Raw genomic sequence first — 14,680 nt, 5'->3', positions numbered from 1 at the left:
ACGGCCCTTACTTCGGCCCGAGAATCTTCACCAGCTTGTCCGGTGACGGCGCGCCTTGCTGTTGCTGCAGTTCACCCTTGTCGTCCATGTAGAAAATCGCCGGTGTCGCCTGCAACTCCAGGTCTTCCATCAACTGCATGTTCGCCGCCAGTTTCGCCTGAATCGCCGGCGGTACGTCTTTCAGGGCCTTGAGCGAACTGGCCTTGCCGGCACCTTCGTGGTCTTGCAGGGCTTTTTGCGGGTCCTTGGCCGCGAGCAGCGCCGCGGATTTGCCCGGACTGTCCTCACGAATGATGCCGACCATGATGTGCCGCAATTGCACCTTGCCGGCCTTCACCCACGGCCGCGCCTGTTCCCAGAACATGTTGCAGTAAGGGCAGTTCGGGTCGCTGAACAGGTACACCACGCGGGGGGCGTCCTTGTTGCCGTCACCGATCCAGTTGCTGGTTTCCAGCTTGCCCCAGATTTCCTTGGCCATCGGCGCGTAAACCAGCTTCTGCAAGGGCGCGCTGCTCAGGTCGTTGCCCTCGGCGTCGTACAAACTGCCCAGCAACACATGTTTGCCATCGGGCGTCAGGTACAGCGCCATGCCGCGGTTCTGGTACTGCGCGGCATAACCGCGCAGGCCGTCGGGTGCGTCGAACTGGCCAACGATTTTGGCGCCCTTGGCTTCGATCTTCTTGATCGCTTCGGGCAGTTCTTCAGCGGCCTGTACCGACGGCAAGTGCAGCAGGGCGGCGCCCAGGGTCAGCGTCAACAGGTGGCGGAGGCGGGGCATGGCAGTTTCCTTGAAGAGGTGGCCGGTACGGCGGGATTCGGGGTATCGAAGTTTTCCAGGGCGCGAGCCAGGCTGGCTTCCGACAGTTCGCCCAGGTGGCTGCCCAACAGACGACCGTCAGGGCTATAGAACAGCGTAGTCGGCAACGCCATCGAGCCGACGGCCTGGCCCAATCGGCCACTGCCGTCGAACAGCACGTTGGACAGGCTCAGGCCCTGGGTTTCCAGGAACGTGCTGACGCTTTGCATGCTTTCGGCCTGATTGACGAACAGGAAAGTCAGGTCCGGGCGGTGTTGCTGGGCATTTTCCAGGACCGGCATTTCCCGACGGCACGGCGGGCACCAGGTGGCCCAGAGATTGATCACCAGCGGCCCGCCCTTGTAGTCCGCCAGTTGCACGGTTTCACCGGCGGCATTGCGCAGGGTAATGTCCGGCAGGCGCGTGCCCTGTTCGTAAATTGTCAGCGAGAAGGTGGCCAGCACCCAGAACGCCAGGCCGCTGGCCACGCCGAAGCCCAACGGGCGGCGCAAGCCTGGCCGACGCCAGCCGCGATACAACGCGGCGAGCAACAGCACGATCACCCCGGGCAGCGCGAGAAAACCGCCGTCGCGCAAGTCGATGACTTGCCACGGATCATTGCGATAGTGCGCCCAGTAGAGCGCCACGAAGCTGATCCGGGCGGCCAGCATGCCGATCAGGAACAGGCTGAACAGCACCGACTCGGGGTTCTCGCCGCCACGTTTGGCCGCCCGCCAGCCGACAAACGTCGCCAGCGCCAGGGCACTGATCAGCAGCAGGTGGTTAAGCGCGATGGCAAAGGTGCCGAGGGTAAAAGTCAGCATTAACGGGCGTCTCGGGTGGTGGTCCAGCGTTGCAGGAAGGTGTCGGCATCGACCTCGCCGGTGATGCGCTGGCTGCGACGCTCGATGCCGTCGGCGCCGATCCACAGAAAACTCGGCGGCCCCGGCACTTTATAACGGCCGAGCAGTTCGCGGCTGGCGGCATTGTCGGCGGTGACGTCCAGCCGTAGCAAGCGCACATCGCTCAAGGCGTCGAGGACGCGGGTTTGGCCGAAAACCTGTTTTTCCATGACTTTGCACGACACGCACCAGTCGGCGTAGTAGTCCAGCAGCACCCACTGGCCCTGAGCCTGAGCCGCGTCGAGTTCCCGTTGCAGCGCGGCCGGGTCCTTGATCGTGGTGAAGGCGTCGTGGCCGACCGGGCGGGTGACATTGCTCGCATTGGCGGTGCTAAAGACCTGTAGCGGTTTCAACAGGTCATCACTGCCGCCCGCCGCACCGATCATCAACAGGCTGCCCCAGACGCCGAGCAACAATGAGCTGGCACCGAACACATGCGCGACGCGTCCGAAACCTTCCGACTGTTTCCAGGCACTGTAGGCGGCGATCAGCAACAGCGCACCGCACAGACCGACCCACAACGATTGATCCAGCACCGGCCGTAGCATCAGCAACGCGGTGGCGAGAAACAGGAAGCCGAATACGCCTTTGAGCAGGTTCATCCAGGCGCCGGGTTTGGGCAGGAAGCGATTGCCGACCGTCACCAGCAACAGCAGCGGCACACCGATGCCGATGCCCATGGCGAACAGAATCAACCCGCCGTGCAGCGCATTGCCGCTTTGCGCGATGTAGAGCAGGGCGCCCGCCAGTGGAGCGGTCATGCACGGGCCGACCAGCAAACCGGACAACGCGCCCAGCACGCCCGCGCCGAGCAGGCTGCCACCACGCTGATTGCGCGACACGTTTTCCAGCCGATCACGCACGGCCACCGGCAGTTGCAGTTCGAAGAACCCGAACATCGGCAGTGCCAGCAACACGAACACCGCAGCGAAACTGCCCAGCAGCCAAGGGTTTTGCAGCAGCGCCTGAAGGTTCGCACCCAGCGACGCGGCTAGAACGCCCATCGCCGCATACACCAGCGCCATGCTCACGACATAACTGGTCGCCAGCGCAAAACCACGTTTGGGCGTGGCGCCACTGCCCACGATCAAACCGGCCAGAATCGGCAGCATCGGCAACGAACAAGGGGTGAAGGCCAGCAGCAGGCCCAGACCGAAGAACACCAGCAGGCTCCAGCCCAGCGCCCGTTGTTGCAGGCTGCTGGCCAGGGCTTGATCCGGGGCTTCGGTCGTCGTGGAAGTGGCAGCGCTGCCGCCCAGATCCACCACCTGGGTTTGCGGTGGATAACACAAACCGGCATCGGCACACCCCTGGAAGCCAACCTTGATCGTGCCCGTCGCACCGGCCGGAATCTTCAGTTCCAGGCCCTGGCGATAAACCGGCTGTTCGCCGAAGAATTCATCACTGTGAGACTCGCCTTCGGGTAGCACAGGATGCAGCTCGGCGGGTAACCCATCGAACTTCAGGCGTTTCTGATAAAGGTAGTAACCATCGGAGACCTGCCAATAGAGCTGTGTTTCACCTGAGTCGAGGCGCTCGGAGGTGAAGACAAACGCCTTTTCCACCGGCAGGAATTCAGGTTTGGTTTCGAACGGATTGGTCCCTGCCTGGGCCACACCCGAGATCAAGAGAAGAAAAAACAAAAACAGTCGACGCATGGGTAAGCCTTATCCCTTTGCAAGTGAGGTGCACAATGGGAGGCGGCGATTAACCGATGATTAACCGCGATAACCTTGTGGACGTGGCGCTTGCGGCATAATGTCCGCTTAATCGGCCACCGGCCTAATCAGCTTTTTTCAACAGGGTTGACCATGCACGTACTGGTTTGCGAAGACGACGAGCTGATCGCCAGCGGCATTGTCGCCGGTCTCACCGCTCAAGGCCTGACGGTCGAGCACGTGGCGACGGCCTCGGCTGCGCGCGCCATGCTCAAGGTCGCCGAGTTCGACGTCATGGTGCTCGACCTCGGCCTGCCCGACGAGGACGGTCTGAAGCTGTTGCAGCAGTTGCGTCACAACGGTCTGGAAATCCCGGTGCTGATTCTCACCGCGCGGGATTCGGTCACTGACCGCGTCGACGGTTTGCAGGCCGGTGCCGACGATTACCTGCTCAAGCCATTCGACCTGCGTGAACTCGCCGCACGCCTGCACACGTTGTTGCGGCGGGTCGCGGGGCGCAGCGTCAACCTGATCGAGCACGGCGCCCTGACCTATGACCCGAGCAGCCGCGAAACCACGCTCGCCGGACAACCGGTGGACCTTTCCCGTCGCGAACAGTCGCTGTTGCAAGCTCTGCTGCACAACCGTGGCCGGGTGCTGTCCACCGAGCAGTTGAAGGACAGCGTCTACGGCTTCAACGACGAGCTGGAAAGCAACGCCCTCAACGTGCATATCCATCACCTGCGGCGCAAGCTGGGTAACGGCATTGTTGAGACCGTGCGCGGCCTGGGCTATCGCCTGGGGCCGGCCGATGGTGCAGAGGAACTGAAAAAGTGATGAGCCTGCGTTTGCGCCTGAGCCTGACACTCGGCGCCGCGTTTGCGCTGATCTGGGCCCTGGCGGCAGCCTGGATGCTCAGCGACCTGCGCAACCAGATGATGTTTTCCCTCGACCAGCGGCTGGTGGCGTCGGCGCGTATGGTCGCCGGCCTGATGGAGCAATTGCCCGCCTTGCCGACCAAGGGCGAGGGCACCCATTTCAGCGCGGAACAACTGAACATCCCGGGTGGCATGGCGTGTCAGGTCAGCTCCTTGCGCGGGGAAATCCTGGCCCGCAGTCACACCGATCCGCAACAAACCCTGGAAGCCGAGAAAATGGGCTTCCACGATCAGATGATCGACGGCGCACCGTGGCGCAGCTTCACCCTGGCTCGTGGCGATTTGCGCATCACCACCGCTGATCGGCAGATCGAGCGTGAAGCGCTGAACATGTCGATTCTGCTGGCCGCCTCGGTGCCGGTGGGCGTGGCATTGCTCGGTTGCCTGTGCCTGCTCTGGCTGGGCATCGGCCAGGGATTGGCGCCGTTGAACCGCATGCGCGATGCCTTGATGCGCCGCAGCGCCGACTCGCTGGAACCTTTGCAGATCCAGCCGCTGCCCAGCGAATTGCAACCGTTGCTGGATACCCAGAACCAGTTGTTCCAGCGCATCGGCAAGACCATCGAGCGCGAACGCCGCCTGACCGGTGATGCGGCGCATGAACTGCGCAGCCCGCTGACGGCGATCAAGACGCACCTGCAAGTGGCACGCATGACCGACGGCGCGGCGCGGGATCAATCCCTGGCCCGGGCCGAGGAGGGCGCCGACCGCCTGCACCGGACCCTTGAGCAACTGTTGTTGCTGGCACGGGTCGAGGGCAGCCTGTCGTTCGACGACGGTGTGCAATGCAGCGCCGAGCAAGTGGCAAAACTGGCGATTCAGGATGCCGCCAGCGGTGATCGTCAGCGGATCACATTCAAGTTGCCGCCGAAGATCTCTCACGCACCCGTGCAAATGCCCGCCGTGCTGTCGATTGCCGCGCTGCGCAACCTGCTGGACAACGCGCTACGCCATACCCCGAATGACGGACCGGTGGAACTGAGCCTGGAGACTACCGGCAGCCGCGTACAGTTCGTAGTACGCGACCATGGCCCGGGCATTGCCGAAGACGATCTGCAACACCTGACCCAGCGCTTCTGGCGCAACGGCCAGAGCACCGGCTGTGGCTTGGGGCTGGCGATTGTCCAGGCCATTGTTCAGCGATGTGGCTGCACGCTGCGTTTCGACAGCCGGCCGGATGGCTTGCGGGTTGAGTTGACCATGCCGTTGCAACCGGTCTGAGCACACCACAAAACCCTGTGGGAGCGGGCACGTCGCACCGCCGCTCCCACAGGATTCTGTGTTGCACATCAAATGTAACCTCTCTCCATTGGCATTGCTGGCACCTGCGGGGCTATCGTCCCCGACGGCTTTTTCTCAATGGATTGAGGTCACAGTGCCATGGATGCATCCCTGCACGTCTGCAAGGCAACCCCCGCCGACGCCGGCATCATCAGCCGGATCGTCGAGCGTTCGATCCGCATCGGCTGTGCGCTCGACCACCGCAACGACCCGCGAACCGTCGCCACCTGGACTCACAGCAAAACCACTGAACGCATTCAAACGTGGCTGACCGACCAACGGTTGTACCTGAATATCGCCCTGTTGCAGGACAAACCGGTAGGCGCCGCGATGGCGGCGATCAGCGGCAAGGTTGCGTTCTGTTACGTGCAGCCGGAATGGTTTCGACGCGGTGCCGGGCAGGCACTGGTCCACGACCTCGAACGCTGGCTGATTGAACGCGGTGTGGCCCAGGCCCGACTCAACAGCACCCGAACCAGCGAAGCCTTTTACCGTCATCTGGGTTATCAGCCCTGCGCCGAAACCTTCACCGTCGCCGGGCTCCACGCCATCCCCATGTACAAGGCGCTGACGCCACCTTCATAAAAGCTGATCAAGGGTCTAAATCCTCGGCGCGCTGATGCGTTTCCAGAACAGGAAAACCTATTGAGGGGTCGAGAGATGTCAGTCGCTACCAGCCTTATGGAAGATCAGTCGGCCCGGATCACTCCGGCGCCGGCCGAGACGCTGTATCAGTTCAACGAATCGCCGTTGCTGGCACGCCAGAGTCAGCAGGAATCGAATGCCCGTAGCTATCCGCGACGCATTCCCCTGGCCCTCAAGCGTGCCAAGGGCATTTATGTCGAAGACGTTGAAGGCCGCCGTTTCATTGACTGCCTGGCCGGCGCCGGGACACTGGCCCTGGGGCATAACCACCCGGTGGTGATCGAAGCGATCCAGCAAGTGCTGGCCGATGAACTGCCGCTGCACACCCTCGACCTGACCACGCCGGTCAAGGACCAGTTCGTCCAGGACCTGTTCGGACTGCTGCCGCCGGCGCTCGCCGCTGAAGCAAGGATCCAGTTCTGCGGCCCGACCGGCACCGACGCGGTGGAAGCCGCGCTGAAACTGGTGCGCACCGCCACCGGGCGCAGCACCGTGTTGTCTTTCCAGGGCGCTTATCACGGCATGAGCCAGGGCGCGTTGAGCCTGATGGGCAGCCTGGGTCCGAAAAAGCCCTTGGGCGCATTGCTCAGCAGCGGCGTGCAGTTCATGCCGTATCCCTACGATTACCGTTGCCCGTTCGGCCTCGGTGGCGCCCAAGGCGTGCAGGTCAACCTCAACTATCTCGATAATTTACTGAACGATCCCGAGGCCGGCGTGCAATTGCCGGCTGCCGTGATTGTGGAAGTCGTCCAGGGCGAAGGTGGGGTGATCCCGGCCGACCTCGACTGGTTGCGCGGCGTGCGGCGCATCACCGAGAAGGCGGGCGTGGCGCTGATCGTCGACGAAATCCAGAGCGGTTTTGCCCGTACCGGCAAGATGTTCGCCTTCGAGCACGCCGGGATCATTCCGGACGTGGTGGTGATGTCCAAGGCCATCGGCGGCAGCCTGCCGCTGGCGGTGGTGGTGTATCGCGACTGGCTCGACACCTGGTTGCCGGGCGCGCATGCCGGGACCTTCCGTGGCAATCAAATGGCCATGGCCGCGGGCTCTGCGGTGATGCGTTATCTGGTTGAGCACAAGGTCTGCGAACACGCTGCGGCCATGGGCGAGCGCTTGAGCGAGCACCTGCGCATTCTTCAACGAGACTTCCCGCAACTGGGCGATATTCGCGGTCGCGGCCTGATGCTTGGCGTTGAACTGGTCGACCCGACAGGCGCGCCGGATGCTCAGGGGCATCCACCGATTTTTGCTCGTCTGGCGCCGCTGGTGCAGCGTGAATGCCTCAAGCGCGGGCTGATTCTTGAGCTGGGGGGCCGTCATGGCGGCGTGGTGCGTTTCCTGCCGCCACTGGTGATTACCGCCGCGGAAATCGATCGGGTCGCGGAAATTTTTGGTCGAGCCATGGCTGCTGCCACCGCCAGCCTCTAAATTTTCCGGGCCCCGGAACGTTCTTTCTACATAACGGCTGCGCACGCAGTGCAGCTCACCTTACAGCGATGGAGAGACACCATGACGTCAGTATTCGACCGCGAGGACATCCTCTTTCAGGTCGTGGTCAACCACGAAGAGCAGTACTCGATCTGGCCCGACTACAAAGCTGTGCCTGAAGGCTGGCGCACCGTGGGCAAGAGCGGGCTGAAGAAGGAATGCCTGGCTTACATCGAAGAAACCTGGACGGACATGCGTCCGCTGAGCTTGCGCAAGAAGATGGAAGAACAGGCTCTGGCTCACTAGATTTCACGCAAAGAGAAGCCCGCTGGACCGGTAAGGTCAGCGGGCTTTTTTTTGCTTTGGAGTTTGTGTTGTCTGGAGGTGTGTTTCGTGAGCAAGCCTTGATTTGCCTCGCTCCGGTCCTGCTCCGTGGGCCCACTACGCAGAACCTGCTCTCGGCCTTCCGACGGGGCAGATCAAGATCAAAAACCAGATCAAAAACCAAAGCCAAAGCAGAACGCGTTCCCCTGTGGGAGCTAGCCTGCTAGCGATGGATGTCCAGGCAACGCGTTCATTCAGACAATACGCGTTATCGTGAGCGTCCATCGCTAGCAGGCTAGCTACCACAGGGGGAACGCATACGCTTCAAATGACAGGCAGGACCGGGAGGAGGGCATGGCGAGCCTTAGCAAACCGCCGGCTACACCCCACTCAACGCCCTGATCACCAAATCCACATTCCCCTCCAGCTCACCCACCGGATCCGCCGCATCCACACTCAACACCAACAACCGGCTGCCGGCCTCATCAATCACCGCTTTCACCGCCTCCGAAGGCTGCCGATGATGCAGCACCACCGCCACCTCATTGTCCTTCAGTGTCTCGCCCAATTGCTTCAGCGCTTCGGGCGTCCACTCAGCATCCGGCCGCGCATCGAGCCCAATCAACTCCAGGTTGAGCCCACCAATCAGATAGCCAAAATGATCGCTCAGGGACATCACACTCAGGTTGTCGGCACTGGCCAGCCGCGCTTCGCTGTCGGCACTGAACTTGAGCAAGCGTTGCTTGAGCGCCGCCAGGTTCTCCTCGATTTTCGGCTTGGCCTCCGGCGCCAGGCGCACCAGATCCGCCGCCATCACATCCGCCATGCGTCCCATATTGTTGCTGGAAAACCACGGTTGACTGTTCAAGCCATCGACCTTGTTGCCCGGCTGCACGGCGATGCCGGGGAGGGCGCCGTCCACCGGGCGTGCGGCATCGACTTCGACGATACGAATGTTGCTGCGCCGTGAGATCGGGTACAGCGGGTCATCCGCCCACAACGAACGCAGACCAATCACTGCATCGGCGTCCGTCGCCAGTTTCGCTAGCGCCGGCGCGCCACGCCCGGTGAAATAAGCGGTCTGACGGCTGCCGGGCAGGTTCGCCGGCGCCGCACGTTCAAGCTTGACGTTGGTGCCCTTGAGCAGCACTTCGCCCAGTCCGTAAGTGATCGGCAAGGACGCCAGCACATGCAACGGCCTGGCGCTGTCTGCCGCAAACGAAGTGTTAACCAGCCCGCAGAGGGCGACGGCCAGGGTCAGTTGACGCAGAGAAAATGACATTTATCCAAGGTTCCCTTTCAGACTGGGGACAACACCGCGCGCAATGGCGGCGAGGGCGAAGGCGATACCGGCCACCAGAATGATCGCGGCGCCGGACGGGATAGGCAGGTCGAAGACAATCGGCGCAAGAATCCCGCACAACGTACTGACCGTAGCGATCACGACCGAGCACCAAAAGAACCCCTTCAGCGACTGGCTGAGCAACCGCGCCGCCGCTGCTGGAATCACCAACAGGGCACCGACCAGAATCGCACCAATGACTTTCACCGCCGCCACGGTGATCAGTGTCACCAGAATCACGAACAGGTAATCCAGGGTCTTCACCGCCACGCCGCGCACCGCCGCCAGTTGCGGGTTGAAACTGGCGAGCATGATGCGGTTGTACAGCGGCAACGCCAGTGCCATGACCAGCGAACCGACGATGGCCAACACCAGCAAATCATTGCCGTTGACCGTCAGCACCGAGCCGAACAACACGTTTTCCAGAATGTGCACATTGATCTTGCCCGCCAGGATCAGCAGCAGACTCGCACCCAGCGCCAACGACACCGACAGGAACACGCCGATCAAGGTATCCGGCGCCAGACCCGTACGGTTGCGCAGGTAGTTGAGCAAAATGCCGAACAACAGGCAGTAACCGAACAGGCTGCCATAAGGCCCGGTGTAGGGCTCGCCGAGCAGAATGCCGATGGCGACACCGGTCAGTGCGGCGTGACCCACCGCTTCAGAAAAAAACGCGAAGCGCTTGACCACCACCAGCGTGCCCAAACCACCGAGCACCGGGCCGATCAGCAAACCGGCGAGCAGGGCGTTGACCACGAATCCGTAGGCCAGCGCTTCAGGCAGATAACCCGAAGAGGCCCAGCCCTGGACCATCAAACGAAAGGCTTCGTAACTCATCAGGCAGCGCTCCGTGGATGGGTTGAAAACAGCGTCAACAATGTTTCGGGGGTCAGTGCCTGCTTCGGTGTGGAATCAAACAAGACCCGGCGATTGAGCCCGGTAACGCGATCCGCCAGACGCCCGACCGCTTCCAGATCGTGCTCGATCCACAGCACGGTAATCCCGCTCTTGCGCCAGTCGCCGAGTAACCGTTCAAACACCTGAATGCCCGCCTCATCAAGGGCCGACATCGGTTCATCGAGCACCAGCAACTGCGGTGCCGGGATCAGCCCCTGCGCCAGCAACACGCGCTGACGCTCGCCACCGGACAAGGCGCCCATGCGCCGCTTGCGTTTGTCCTGCATGCCGACCCGCTCCAACGCCTCACCGATCGCCGTCGCGTAATGTTTGCTCAACCCGAGAAACGCCGGGCGCCGCTGACACATGGCGGCCATGAAATCGCCGACGGTCATCGGCAGCCCGCGATCGAATTCCAGCGCCTGCGGCACGTAGCCGATGGTGCCGGGATCGCCCGGCCACTGCAGGCTCAGGCGGCCCTGATGCGGCATTTGCCCGAGCAGGGTCTTGATCAACGAACTCTTGCCGCCACCGTTGGGGCCGACCAGCGCATGCACGCTGCCGGGCTGGACCTGGAAGGTCACCTTGTCGAGGATCGTCGTGCGGCCCAGCGTCAGGCTGACTTCCGCAAAGTCGAGGGTTGGTCCCGAAACCTGTGGGAGCTGGCTTGCCAGCGAAAGCGGTGTGTCATTTAACGAATGTGCGGACTGACCTGACGCTTTCGCGAGCAGGCTCGCTCCCACAGGGGATTCGCTGAGCGTTTCTTTAGCCGTCATGCGCCAGACTCCTGAATCGCCCGGACCACGGTGTTGAGGTTGCCGGTCATTTCCTTTTCATACTTGTCGGCGGTGTATTCACCGTAGGAAATGTGCGACAGCGGGTACAGCTTCACCCCGGATTCACGCTGGATGGTCTCGACGTAGGTGGACGGGAAATCCATCTCCGAGAAGATCACTTTCACGTCCAGTTCGCGCAGTTGATCAATGGTCTTTTTCAACTGGCTCGGGCTCGGTTCGATGCCGTGCGCGGGCTCGACCACCGCGGTCACTTCCAGGCCGAATTCGCGCAGCAGGTAGTCGTAAGCCGCGTGAACCGTGGCCACCCGCAACTCGGCGTTCGGCGCCTGGGTCAGTTTCGCCAGGGCGTCGGCGCGCATCTGCCGCAGGCGTTTGCCGTAGGCGCGGGCATTCTGGGTGTAGGTCCTGGCGTTGTCCGGGTCGAGCTTGCCCAGCTCGCGGGCGATGTTGTTGACCTGGGCGATGGACGCGCTGATCGAGAGGAAGGTGTGCGGGTTCACGACCTTGCCGGCACCGCGAGCGGCGACACCGGTGGCGGCCAGCAGCGGCACATTTTCGTTGGCTTCGATCACTGGCACGTTCGGCGTTTCGCTGGCCGCGATCATGCGGTCGGCGAAGTCGTCATGACCGACGCCGTTGAGCACGACCACGTCCAGCCCGCTGATGCGCTTGATGTCTTCGGCGCGGGGTTCGTAGGCATGGGGGTTGAAACCGGCTGGAATCAGCGGCACCACCTCGGCCTTGTCGCCGACGATGTTGGCCACGTAGCTGTAATAAGGGTGCAGGGTGATGCCGATGCGCAGGCGCTTGGCTTCGTCGGCGCTGGCCACGGGCATCAGCAGGCAGGCGAGCAGGCCGACCAGCAGCGGTCGCCAAAAAGAGCGTTGAGATGAAATAGGCATGGGAAAGCGGTCTTCTCTCGGGTGAAGGCGAGGGTTCAGTGCCGGTGCTGGCGGGTCACGCCGGCATCGAATTGCGCGACGATCTGCCGCCAGCCAGCGCTTTCCAGCGCGGCGTCGGTGAGGTCGGTCGGGGCCTTGAGGTCGGCGGCACGATTGAGCCAGATGTCTGGCGCCTCATCGTCAGCGGTCAGGCGCATCAGAAACGAACCGGCCACGGCGGGCGCCTGGCTCTGGCCGAAATACGCCTTGGCGTCGAGCAATTGCCAGGCATGAGCGCCACGGCTGACGGAACTGGCGTCCTGGGCAAACGGCGCAAAACCCTCGTCGGCAAGCGCTTCGGGTGTCGGCAGGGTTTGCTGTTCCTGGCGCAGCAGGTGAATCTCGTCCAGCGTCACCCGCAAATCGGCGTAGATGCCTTGCTCGGAAGCGCTCAGGTCGCGGCGGGCATCCAGTTGATGGCTGCTGACGTTGCTGGTTTCCTGGGACTCATGGCGCCAGGCGACCACCGAGCCGGCGACCGCCAGGATCATCAGGCACAACAGCAGCACATAGAGGGTTTCATGGCCGGCACCGGCCGGGCGGACGACGTGCGTAGTAGGCGTACTCATGGGGCCTCGATGTCCGCTTGGTCGATCTCGACGACGTGGCCGGGGCCGGCGTCGAACAGCACATAAAACTCGGCGCTGGGCTTTTTGAAGGTCACTGTGGAATCGGCACCGAGCTTGCCCGGCACCAGAATGGTTTCGTCGTAGCCGATCACATCGAGGGTCACCCCCGGTGCGCCGCTGCCGTCGGAGAAACCGCCGGTGCACTGGATCTGCTCGGCGTCGATGGCCTTGCACTCGCACATCGGGTTGTGGGCCAGGGCGCTGGTGCTGAAACCGGCGCACAGCATCAGCAAAACAGCGTGGAGAGGGCGAAAGGTGTTGCTCATGGTTTGCCTCCTTGTTTGTTCAGCCACTCAAGGGTGGCGGGGGATGCCTGGCTCAGCGGAATGGACGCTTGATGCATCGCGCCGTCCCAGCCTTCCATGGTGATCCACAGCTCGGCGTCGGCCTTGGTCTTTTCCGGAATCGGCAACATGGCGCCCATGCGGTAAGGCGTGCCAAAGAAAATCACCCCGGCGGCGCGCAGGCTGCGGGGTTTGCCAATGCGCAGGTACGTCGCCTTGACCTGCTCGCGGCAGCTGTCGCACAACGCCGCATTGAAGCTCTTCATGTGCCCGGCAGGGCCATCGAGGCGCGGTGCTTCGTTGCGCAATTCCGCCAGGCGCAGGCTCCATGGCCCGACCTGAACGTCCCCGATTTCCCGCTCACCCAGGCCCGTGTCCCCGCGAAACAGCGCGGCATCGGCGAAGTATTTAGGCATGAAGCCCAGTGGCACCAGCAACAGCAGAACGTTGATGTGGAAGCGCCATTTGTGCCAGAAGCGACTCAGTTTCGACCCCGGTTTTTCGGCGGTGAACAGGCTCATTGGCTGACCTCCGTGGTGTCGCGGCTCGTCACTTGAGCGGCCTCTGCTGCGCGAGGACGTCTGTTGCTGCGCTTGAGGGCATTGGCGGTGGCCAGGGCAGTGCGCTTGGTCCAGATCAGCAGGCCGCTGAGCACCATCATGCTCAGGAGCAGACCGAAGAAGAACCAGATCAGCTTGATCCAGATCCCGCCGAAATCACCGGTGTGCAACGGACGCATCGATTCGGTCACCAGCTCCAGCCCCGAGCGGTCCGAGAGCAGGCGGGTGACGGCCACGTCGCCGGTGTACGGGTTGATCTCGGCGGTCTGGAACATCAGCGGATACCAGCTGCGGCCGCCCACCGAGAGGTAACTGTAGGCATTGGCGGGCAGGCTGACGAAGCTGTCTTCAAGGCCGGGAATGCGTTCCTTCGCTTCGCGAATCGCGGTTTCCAGGCTGATCATCGGTGCCGGCGAACCATCGGCGGTGAGGGGCACGCTTTCCCTCGGAACCACGGGCGCCACCGGGGCGGTGGAAATGGTGATCTGGTTATCGAACATGAACGCTTCGATCAGGAACCAGGTGCTGGTCACGGAAATCACCGCGATGAACCAGATCGACCAGATACCGCTGAGGCGGTGAAAGTCGCCCCAGAAAATCCGCGCGCCGTGCCGAATGCGCAGGGTCGGTCGCAGAAAACCTTTCCAGAAGCGCTTGTAGACCACCAGCCCGGTAATCAGCGAAGCCAGCAGCGGCAGGCTGAGAAACGACACCAGGTACCAGCCCCAGCTGTAGCCGTTGGTGAAGGGCACCAGCCACCAGCCATGCAAGGCGCGGGTGAACGCCCTGAAGTTGAATTGCGGGGCGGTGCCCTGGATCACGCCGCTGTACGGGTTGACGTAAACCACCACCGAACGGCCGTCGGGGTAGGTGACTTCCACGTCCAGGGCGAAATGCGATTCGTCGGGGCGGCTGATGCTTTCGACCAGGATCTGCGGCTCGGCCTGTTTGATCGCCGCGATAATCTGGTCGTAGCTCAGCAGCGGCGCATCACCTTCGGGTTGGCTGGCGCGCATCTGCGGGTTGGCCAGCCAGACGATTTCCTGGCTGATCACCGCCAGCGTGCCGGTCACACAGACGATCAGCACAAAAAACCAGATGGGCAGTGCCAGCCAGCTATGGACCAGAAACCAGAGTTTTGAGCGGGACTTCTTCGACATGATCAAGGTCTTGTAGTGATGAGAGGGCCTTGGCTGCGGGCTTCCCAGCGTGGGGTCCATGAAAAGTACGGTCGTGGCTTTTGCCTACGCGAACC

General features: G+C 62.5%; 16 protein-coding genes. 5 read left to right on the top strand and 11 right to left on the bottom strand.

Going from position 1 to position 14,680, the window contains the following annotated elements; all coding sequences use genetic code 11:
• Positions 1-7: 7 nt before the first annotated feature.
• Genes dsbG through dsbD form a run of 3 tightly spaced genes read right to left on the bottom strand, consistent with a single transcriptional unit; the run spans position 8 to position 3,356 of the window.
• Positions 8-778 carry a thiol:disulfide interchange protein DsbG gene (gene dsbG, locus ACM1ZW_RS00255; protein ID WP_017339969.1) on the bottom strand — a complete coding sequence of 257 codons (771 nt, stop codon included), beginning with the start codon at positions 776-778 and terminating at the stop codon, positions 8-10.
• Positions 754-1,620, bottom strand: a complete 867-nt coding sequence (locus ACM1ZW_RS00250) for a prolipoprotein diacylglyceryl transferase family protein (RefSeq protein WP_414878101.1) — start codon at positions 1,618-1,620, stop codon at positions 754-756. Before ACM1ZW_RS00250 ends, dsbG begins: the two co-directional genes overlap by 25 nt.
• Positions 1,620-3,356 carry a protein-disulfide reductase DsbD gene (gene dsbD / locus ACM1ZW_RS00245; protein WP_416739987.1) on the bottom strand — a complete coding sequence of 579 codons (1,737 nt, stop codon included), beginning with the start codon at positions 3,354-3,356 and terminating at the stop codon, positions 1,620-1,622. Before dsbD ends, ACM1ZW_RS00250 begins: the two co-directional genes overlap by 1 nt.
• A gap of 153 nt (positions 3,357-3,509) precedes the next feature.
• Here dsbD and ACM1ZW_RS00240 point away from each other — a divergent pair, with 153 nt between their 5' ends.
• From ACM1ZW_RS00240 to ACM1ZW_RS00220, 5 genes are all read left to right on the top strand, one after another.
• Positions 3,510-4,193, top strand: a complete 684-nt coding sequence (locus tag ACM1ZW_RS00240) for a response regulator (protein ID WP_017339966.1) — start codon at positions 3,510-3,512, stop codon at positions 4,191-4,193.
• On the top strand, positions 4,190-5,515 hold the full coding sequence (locus ACM1ZW_RS00235; RefSeq protein WP_017339965.1) for an ATP-binding protein: 1,326 nt from the start codon (positions 4,190-4,192) through the stop codon (positions 5,513-5,515). Before ACM1ZW_RS00240 ends, ACM1ZW_RS00235 begins: the two co-directional genes overlap by 4 nt.
• Before the next feature lie 159 nt (positions 5,516-5,674).
• Complete coding sequence (locus ACM1ZW_RS00230; RefSeq protein ID WP_414878104.1) at positions 5,675-6,160, top strand: GNAT family N-acetyltransferase; 486 nt, start codon at positions 5,675-5,677, stop codon at positions 6,158-6,160.
• A gap of 75 nt (positions 6,161-6,235) precedes the next feature.
• A complete protein-coding gene (locus tag ACM1ZW_RS00225) occupies positions 6,236-7,648 on the top strand; it encodes an aspartate aminotransferase family protein (protein ID WP_416739986.1) in 1,413 nt (470 codons plus the stop codon).
• 81 nt (positions 7,649-7,729) lie between these two features.
• Positions 7,730-7,954 carry an MbtH family protein gene (locus ACM1ZW_RS00220; protein ID WP_017339962.1) on the top strand — a complete coding sequence of 75 codons (225 nt, stop codon included), beginning with the start codon at positions 7,730-7,732 and terminating at the stop codon, positions 7,952-7,954.
• 397 nt (positions 7,955-8,351) lie between these two features.
• Here the strand turns inward: ACM1ZW_RS00220 and ACM1ZW_RS00215 are convergent, their stop codons facing one another.
• From ACM1ZW_RS00215 to ACM1ZW_RS00180, 8 genes are read right to left on the bottom strand one after another with little or no spacing between them, the layout of a single operon-like run.
• Positions 8,352-9,254, bottom strand: a complete 903-nt coding sequence (locus ACM1ZW_RS00215; protein WP_414879285.1) for a metal ABC transporter substrate-binding protein — start codon at positions 9,252-9,254, stop codon at positions 8,352-8,354.
• The gene (locus ACM1ZW_RS00210) at positions 9,255-10,154 is read right to left on the bottom strand and encodes a metal ABC transporter permease (RefSeq protein WP_017339960.1); all 900 of its coding nucleotides are present in this window, start codon (positions 10,152-10,154) and stop codon (positions 9,255-9,257) included.
• Entirely contained in the window at positions 10,154-10,990 is an 837-nt protein-coding gene (locus tag ACM1ZW_RS00205) for a metal ABC transporter ATP-binding protein (RefSeq protein ID WP_416739985.1), read from the bottom strand. Before ACM1ZW_RS00205 ends, ACM1ZW_RS00210 begins: the two co-directional genes overlap by 1 nt.
• Positions 10,987-11,913, bottom strand: a complete 927-nt coding sequence (locus tag ACM1ZW_RS00200; protein ID WP_416739984.1) for a metal ABC transporter substrate-binding protein — start codon at positions 11,911-11,913, stop codon at positions 10,987-10,989. Before ACM1ZW_RS00200 ends, ACM1ZW_RS00205 begins: the two co-directional genes overlap by 4 nt.
• A 35-nt stretch (positions 11,914-11,948) precedes the next feature.
• Complete coding sequence (locus tag ACM1ZW_RS00195) at positions 11,949-12,521, bottom strand: DUF6162 family protein (protein WP_414879287.1); 573 nt, start codon at positions 12,519-12,521, stop codon at positions 11,949-11,951.
• Entirely contained in the window at positions 12,518-12,847 is a 330-nt protein-coding gene (locus ACM1ZW_RS00190; protein WP_414879288.1) for a hypothetical protein, read from the bottom strand. The genes ACM1ZW_RS00195 and ACM1ZW_RS00190 overlap by 4 nt, the downstream gene beginning before the upstream one ends.
• Complete coding sequence (locus tag ACM1ZW_RS00185) at positions 12,844-13,386, bottom strand: thiamine pyrophosphate-binding protein (protein ID WP_414885095.1); 543 nt, start codon at positions 13,384-13,386, stop codon at positions 12,844-12,846. The genes ACM1ZW_RS00190 and ACM1ZW_RS00185 overlap by 4 nt, the downstream gene beginning before the upstream one ends.
• Entirely contained in the window at positions 13,383-14,585 is a 1,203-nt protein-coding gene (locus ACM1ZW_RS00180) for a PepSY-associated TM helix domain-containing protein (protein ID WP_416739983.1), read from the bottom strand. The genes ACM1ZW_RS00185 and ACM1ZW_RS00180 overlap by 4 nt, the downstream gene beginning before the upstream one ends.
• Positions 14,586-14,680 lie beyond the last annotated feature (95 nt).

Source organism: Pseudomonas sp. NFX71, from assembly GCF_048079215.1.
GTDB lineage: Bacteria > Pseudomonadota > Gammaproteobacteria > Pseudomonadales > Pseudomonadaceae > Aquipseudomonas > Aquipseudomonas fluorescens_B.
Note: the sequence above shows the minus strand (reverse complement) of the source record. Positions and strands in the feature narration are given on the sequence as shown.

Bases quoted from the DNA above. Each gene is read 5' to 3' on its own strand.
- dsbG (WP_017339969.1), bottom strand. From the start codon at position 778: ATGCCCCGCCTCCGCCACCTGTTGACGCTGACCCTGGGCGCCGCCCTG.
- ACM1ZW_RS00250 (WP_414878101.1), bottom strand. From the start codon at position 1,620: ATGCTGACTTTTACCCTCGGCACCTTTGCCATCGCGCTTAACCACCTG.
- dsbD (WP_416739987.1), bottom strand. From the start codon at position 3,356: ATGCGTCGACTGTTTTTGTTTTTTCTTCTCTTGATCTCGGGTGTGGCC.
- ACM1ZW_RS00240 (WP_017339966.1), top strand. From the start codon at position 3,510: ATGCACGTACTGGTTTGCGAAGACGACGAGCTGATCGCCAGCGGCATT.
- ACM1ZW_RS00230 (WP_414878104.1), top strand. From the start codon at position 5,675: ATGGATGCATCCCTGCACGTCTGCAAGGCAACCCCCGCCGACGCCGGC.
- ACM1ZW_RS00225 (WP_416739986.1), top strand. From the start codon at position 6,236: ATGTCAGTCGCTACCAGCCTTATGGAAGATCAGTCGGCCCGGATCACT.
- ACM1ZW_RS00220 (WP_017339962.1), top strand. From the start codon at position 7,730: ATGACGTCAGTATTCGACCGCGAGGACATCCTCTTTCAGGTCGTGGTC.
- ACM1ZW_RS00215 (WP_414879285.1), bottom strand. From the start codon at position 9,254: ATGTCATTTTCTCTGCGTCAACTGACCCTGGCCGTCGCCCTCTGCGGG.
- ACM1ZW_RS00210 (WP_017339960.1), bottom strand. From the start codon at position 10,154: ATGAGTTACGAAGCCTTTCGTTTGATGGTCCAGGGCTGGGCCTCTTCG.
- ACM1ZW_RS00205 (WP_416739985.1), bottom strand. From the start codon at position 10,990: ATGACGGCTAAAGAAACGCTCAGCGAATCCCCTGTGGGAGCGAGCCTG.
- ACM1ZW_RS00200 (WP_416739984.1), bottom strand. From the start codon at position 11,913: ATGCCTATTTCATCTCAACGCTCTTTTTGGCGACCGCTGCTGGTCGGC.
- ACM1ZW_RS00195 (WP_414879287.1), bottom strand. From the start codon at position 12,521: ATGAGTACGCCTACTACGCACGTCGTCCGCCCGGCCGGTGCCGGCCAT.
- ACM1ZW_RS00190 (WP_414879288.1), bottom strand. From the start codon at position 12,847: ATGAGCAACACCTTTCGCCCTCTCCACGCTGTTTTGCTGATGCTGTGC.
- ACM1ZW_RS00185 (WP_414885095.1), bottom strand. From the start codon at position 13,386: ATGAGCCTGTTCACCGCCGAAAAACCGGGGTCGAAACTGAGTCGCTTC.
- ACM1ZW_RS00180 (WP_416739983.1), bottom strand. From the start codon at position 14,585: ATGTCGAAGAAGTCCCGCTCAAAACTCTGGTTTCTGGTCCATAGCTGG.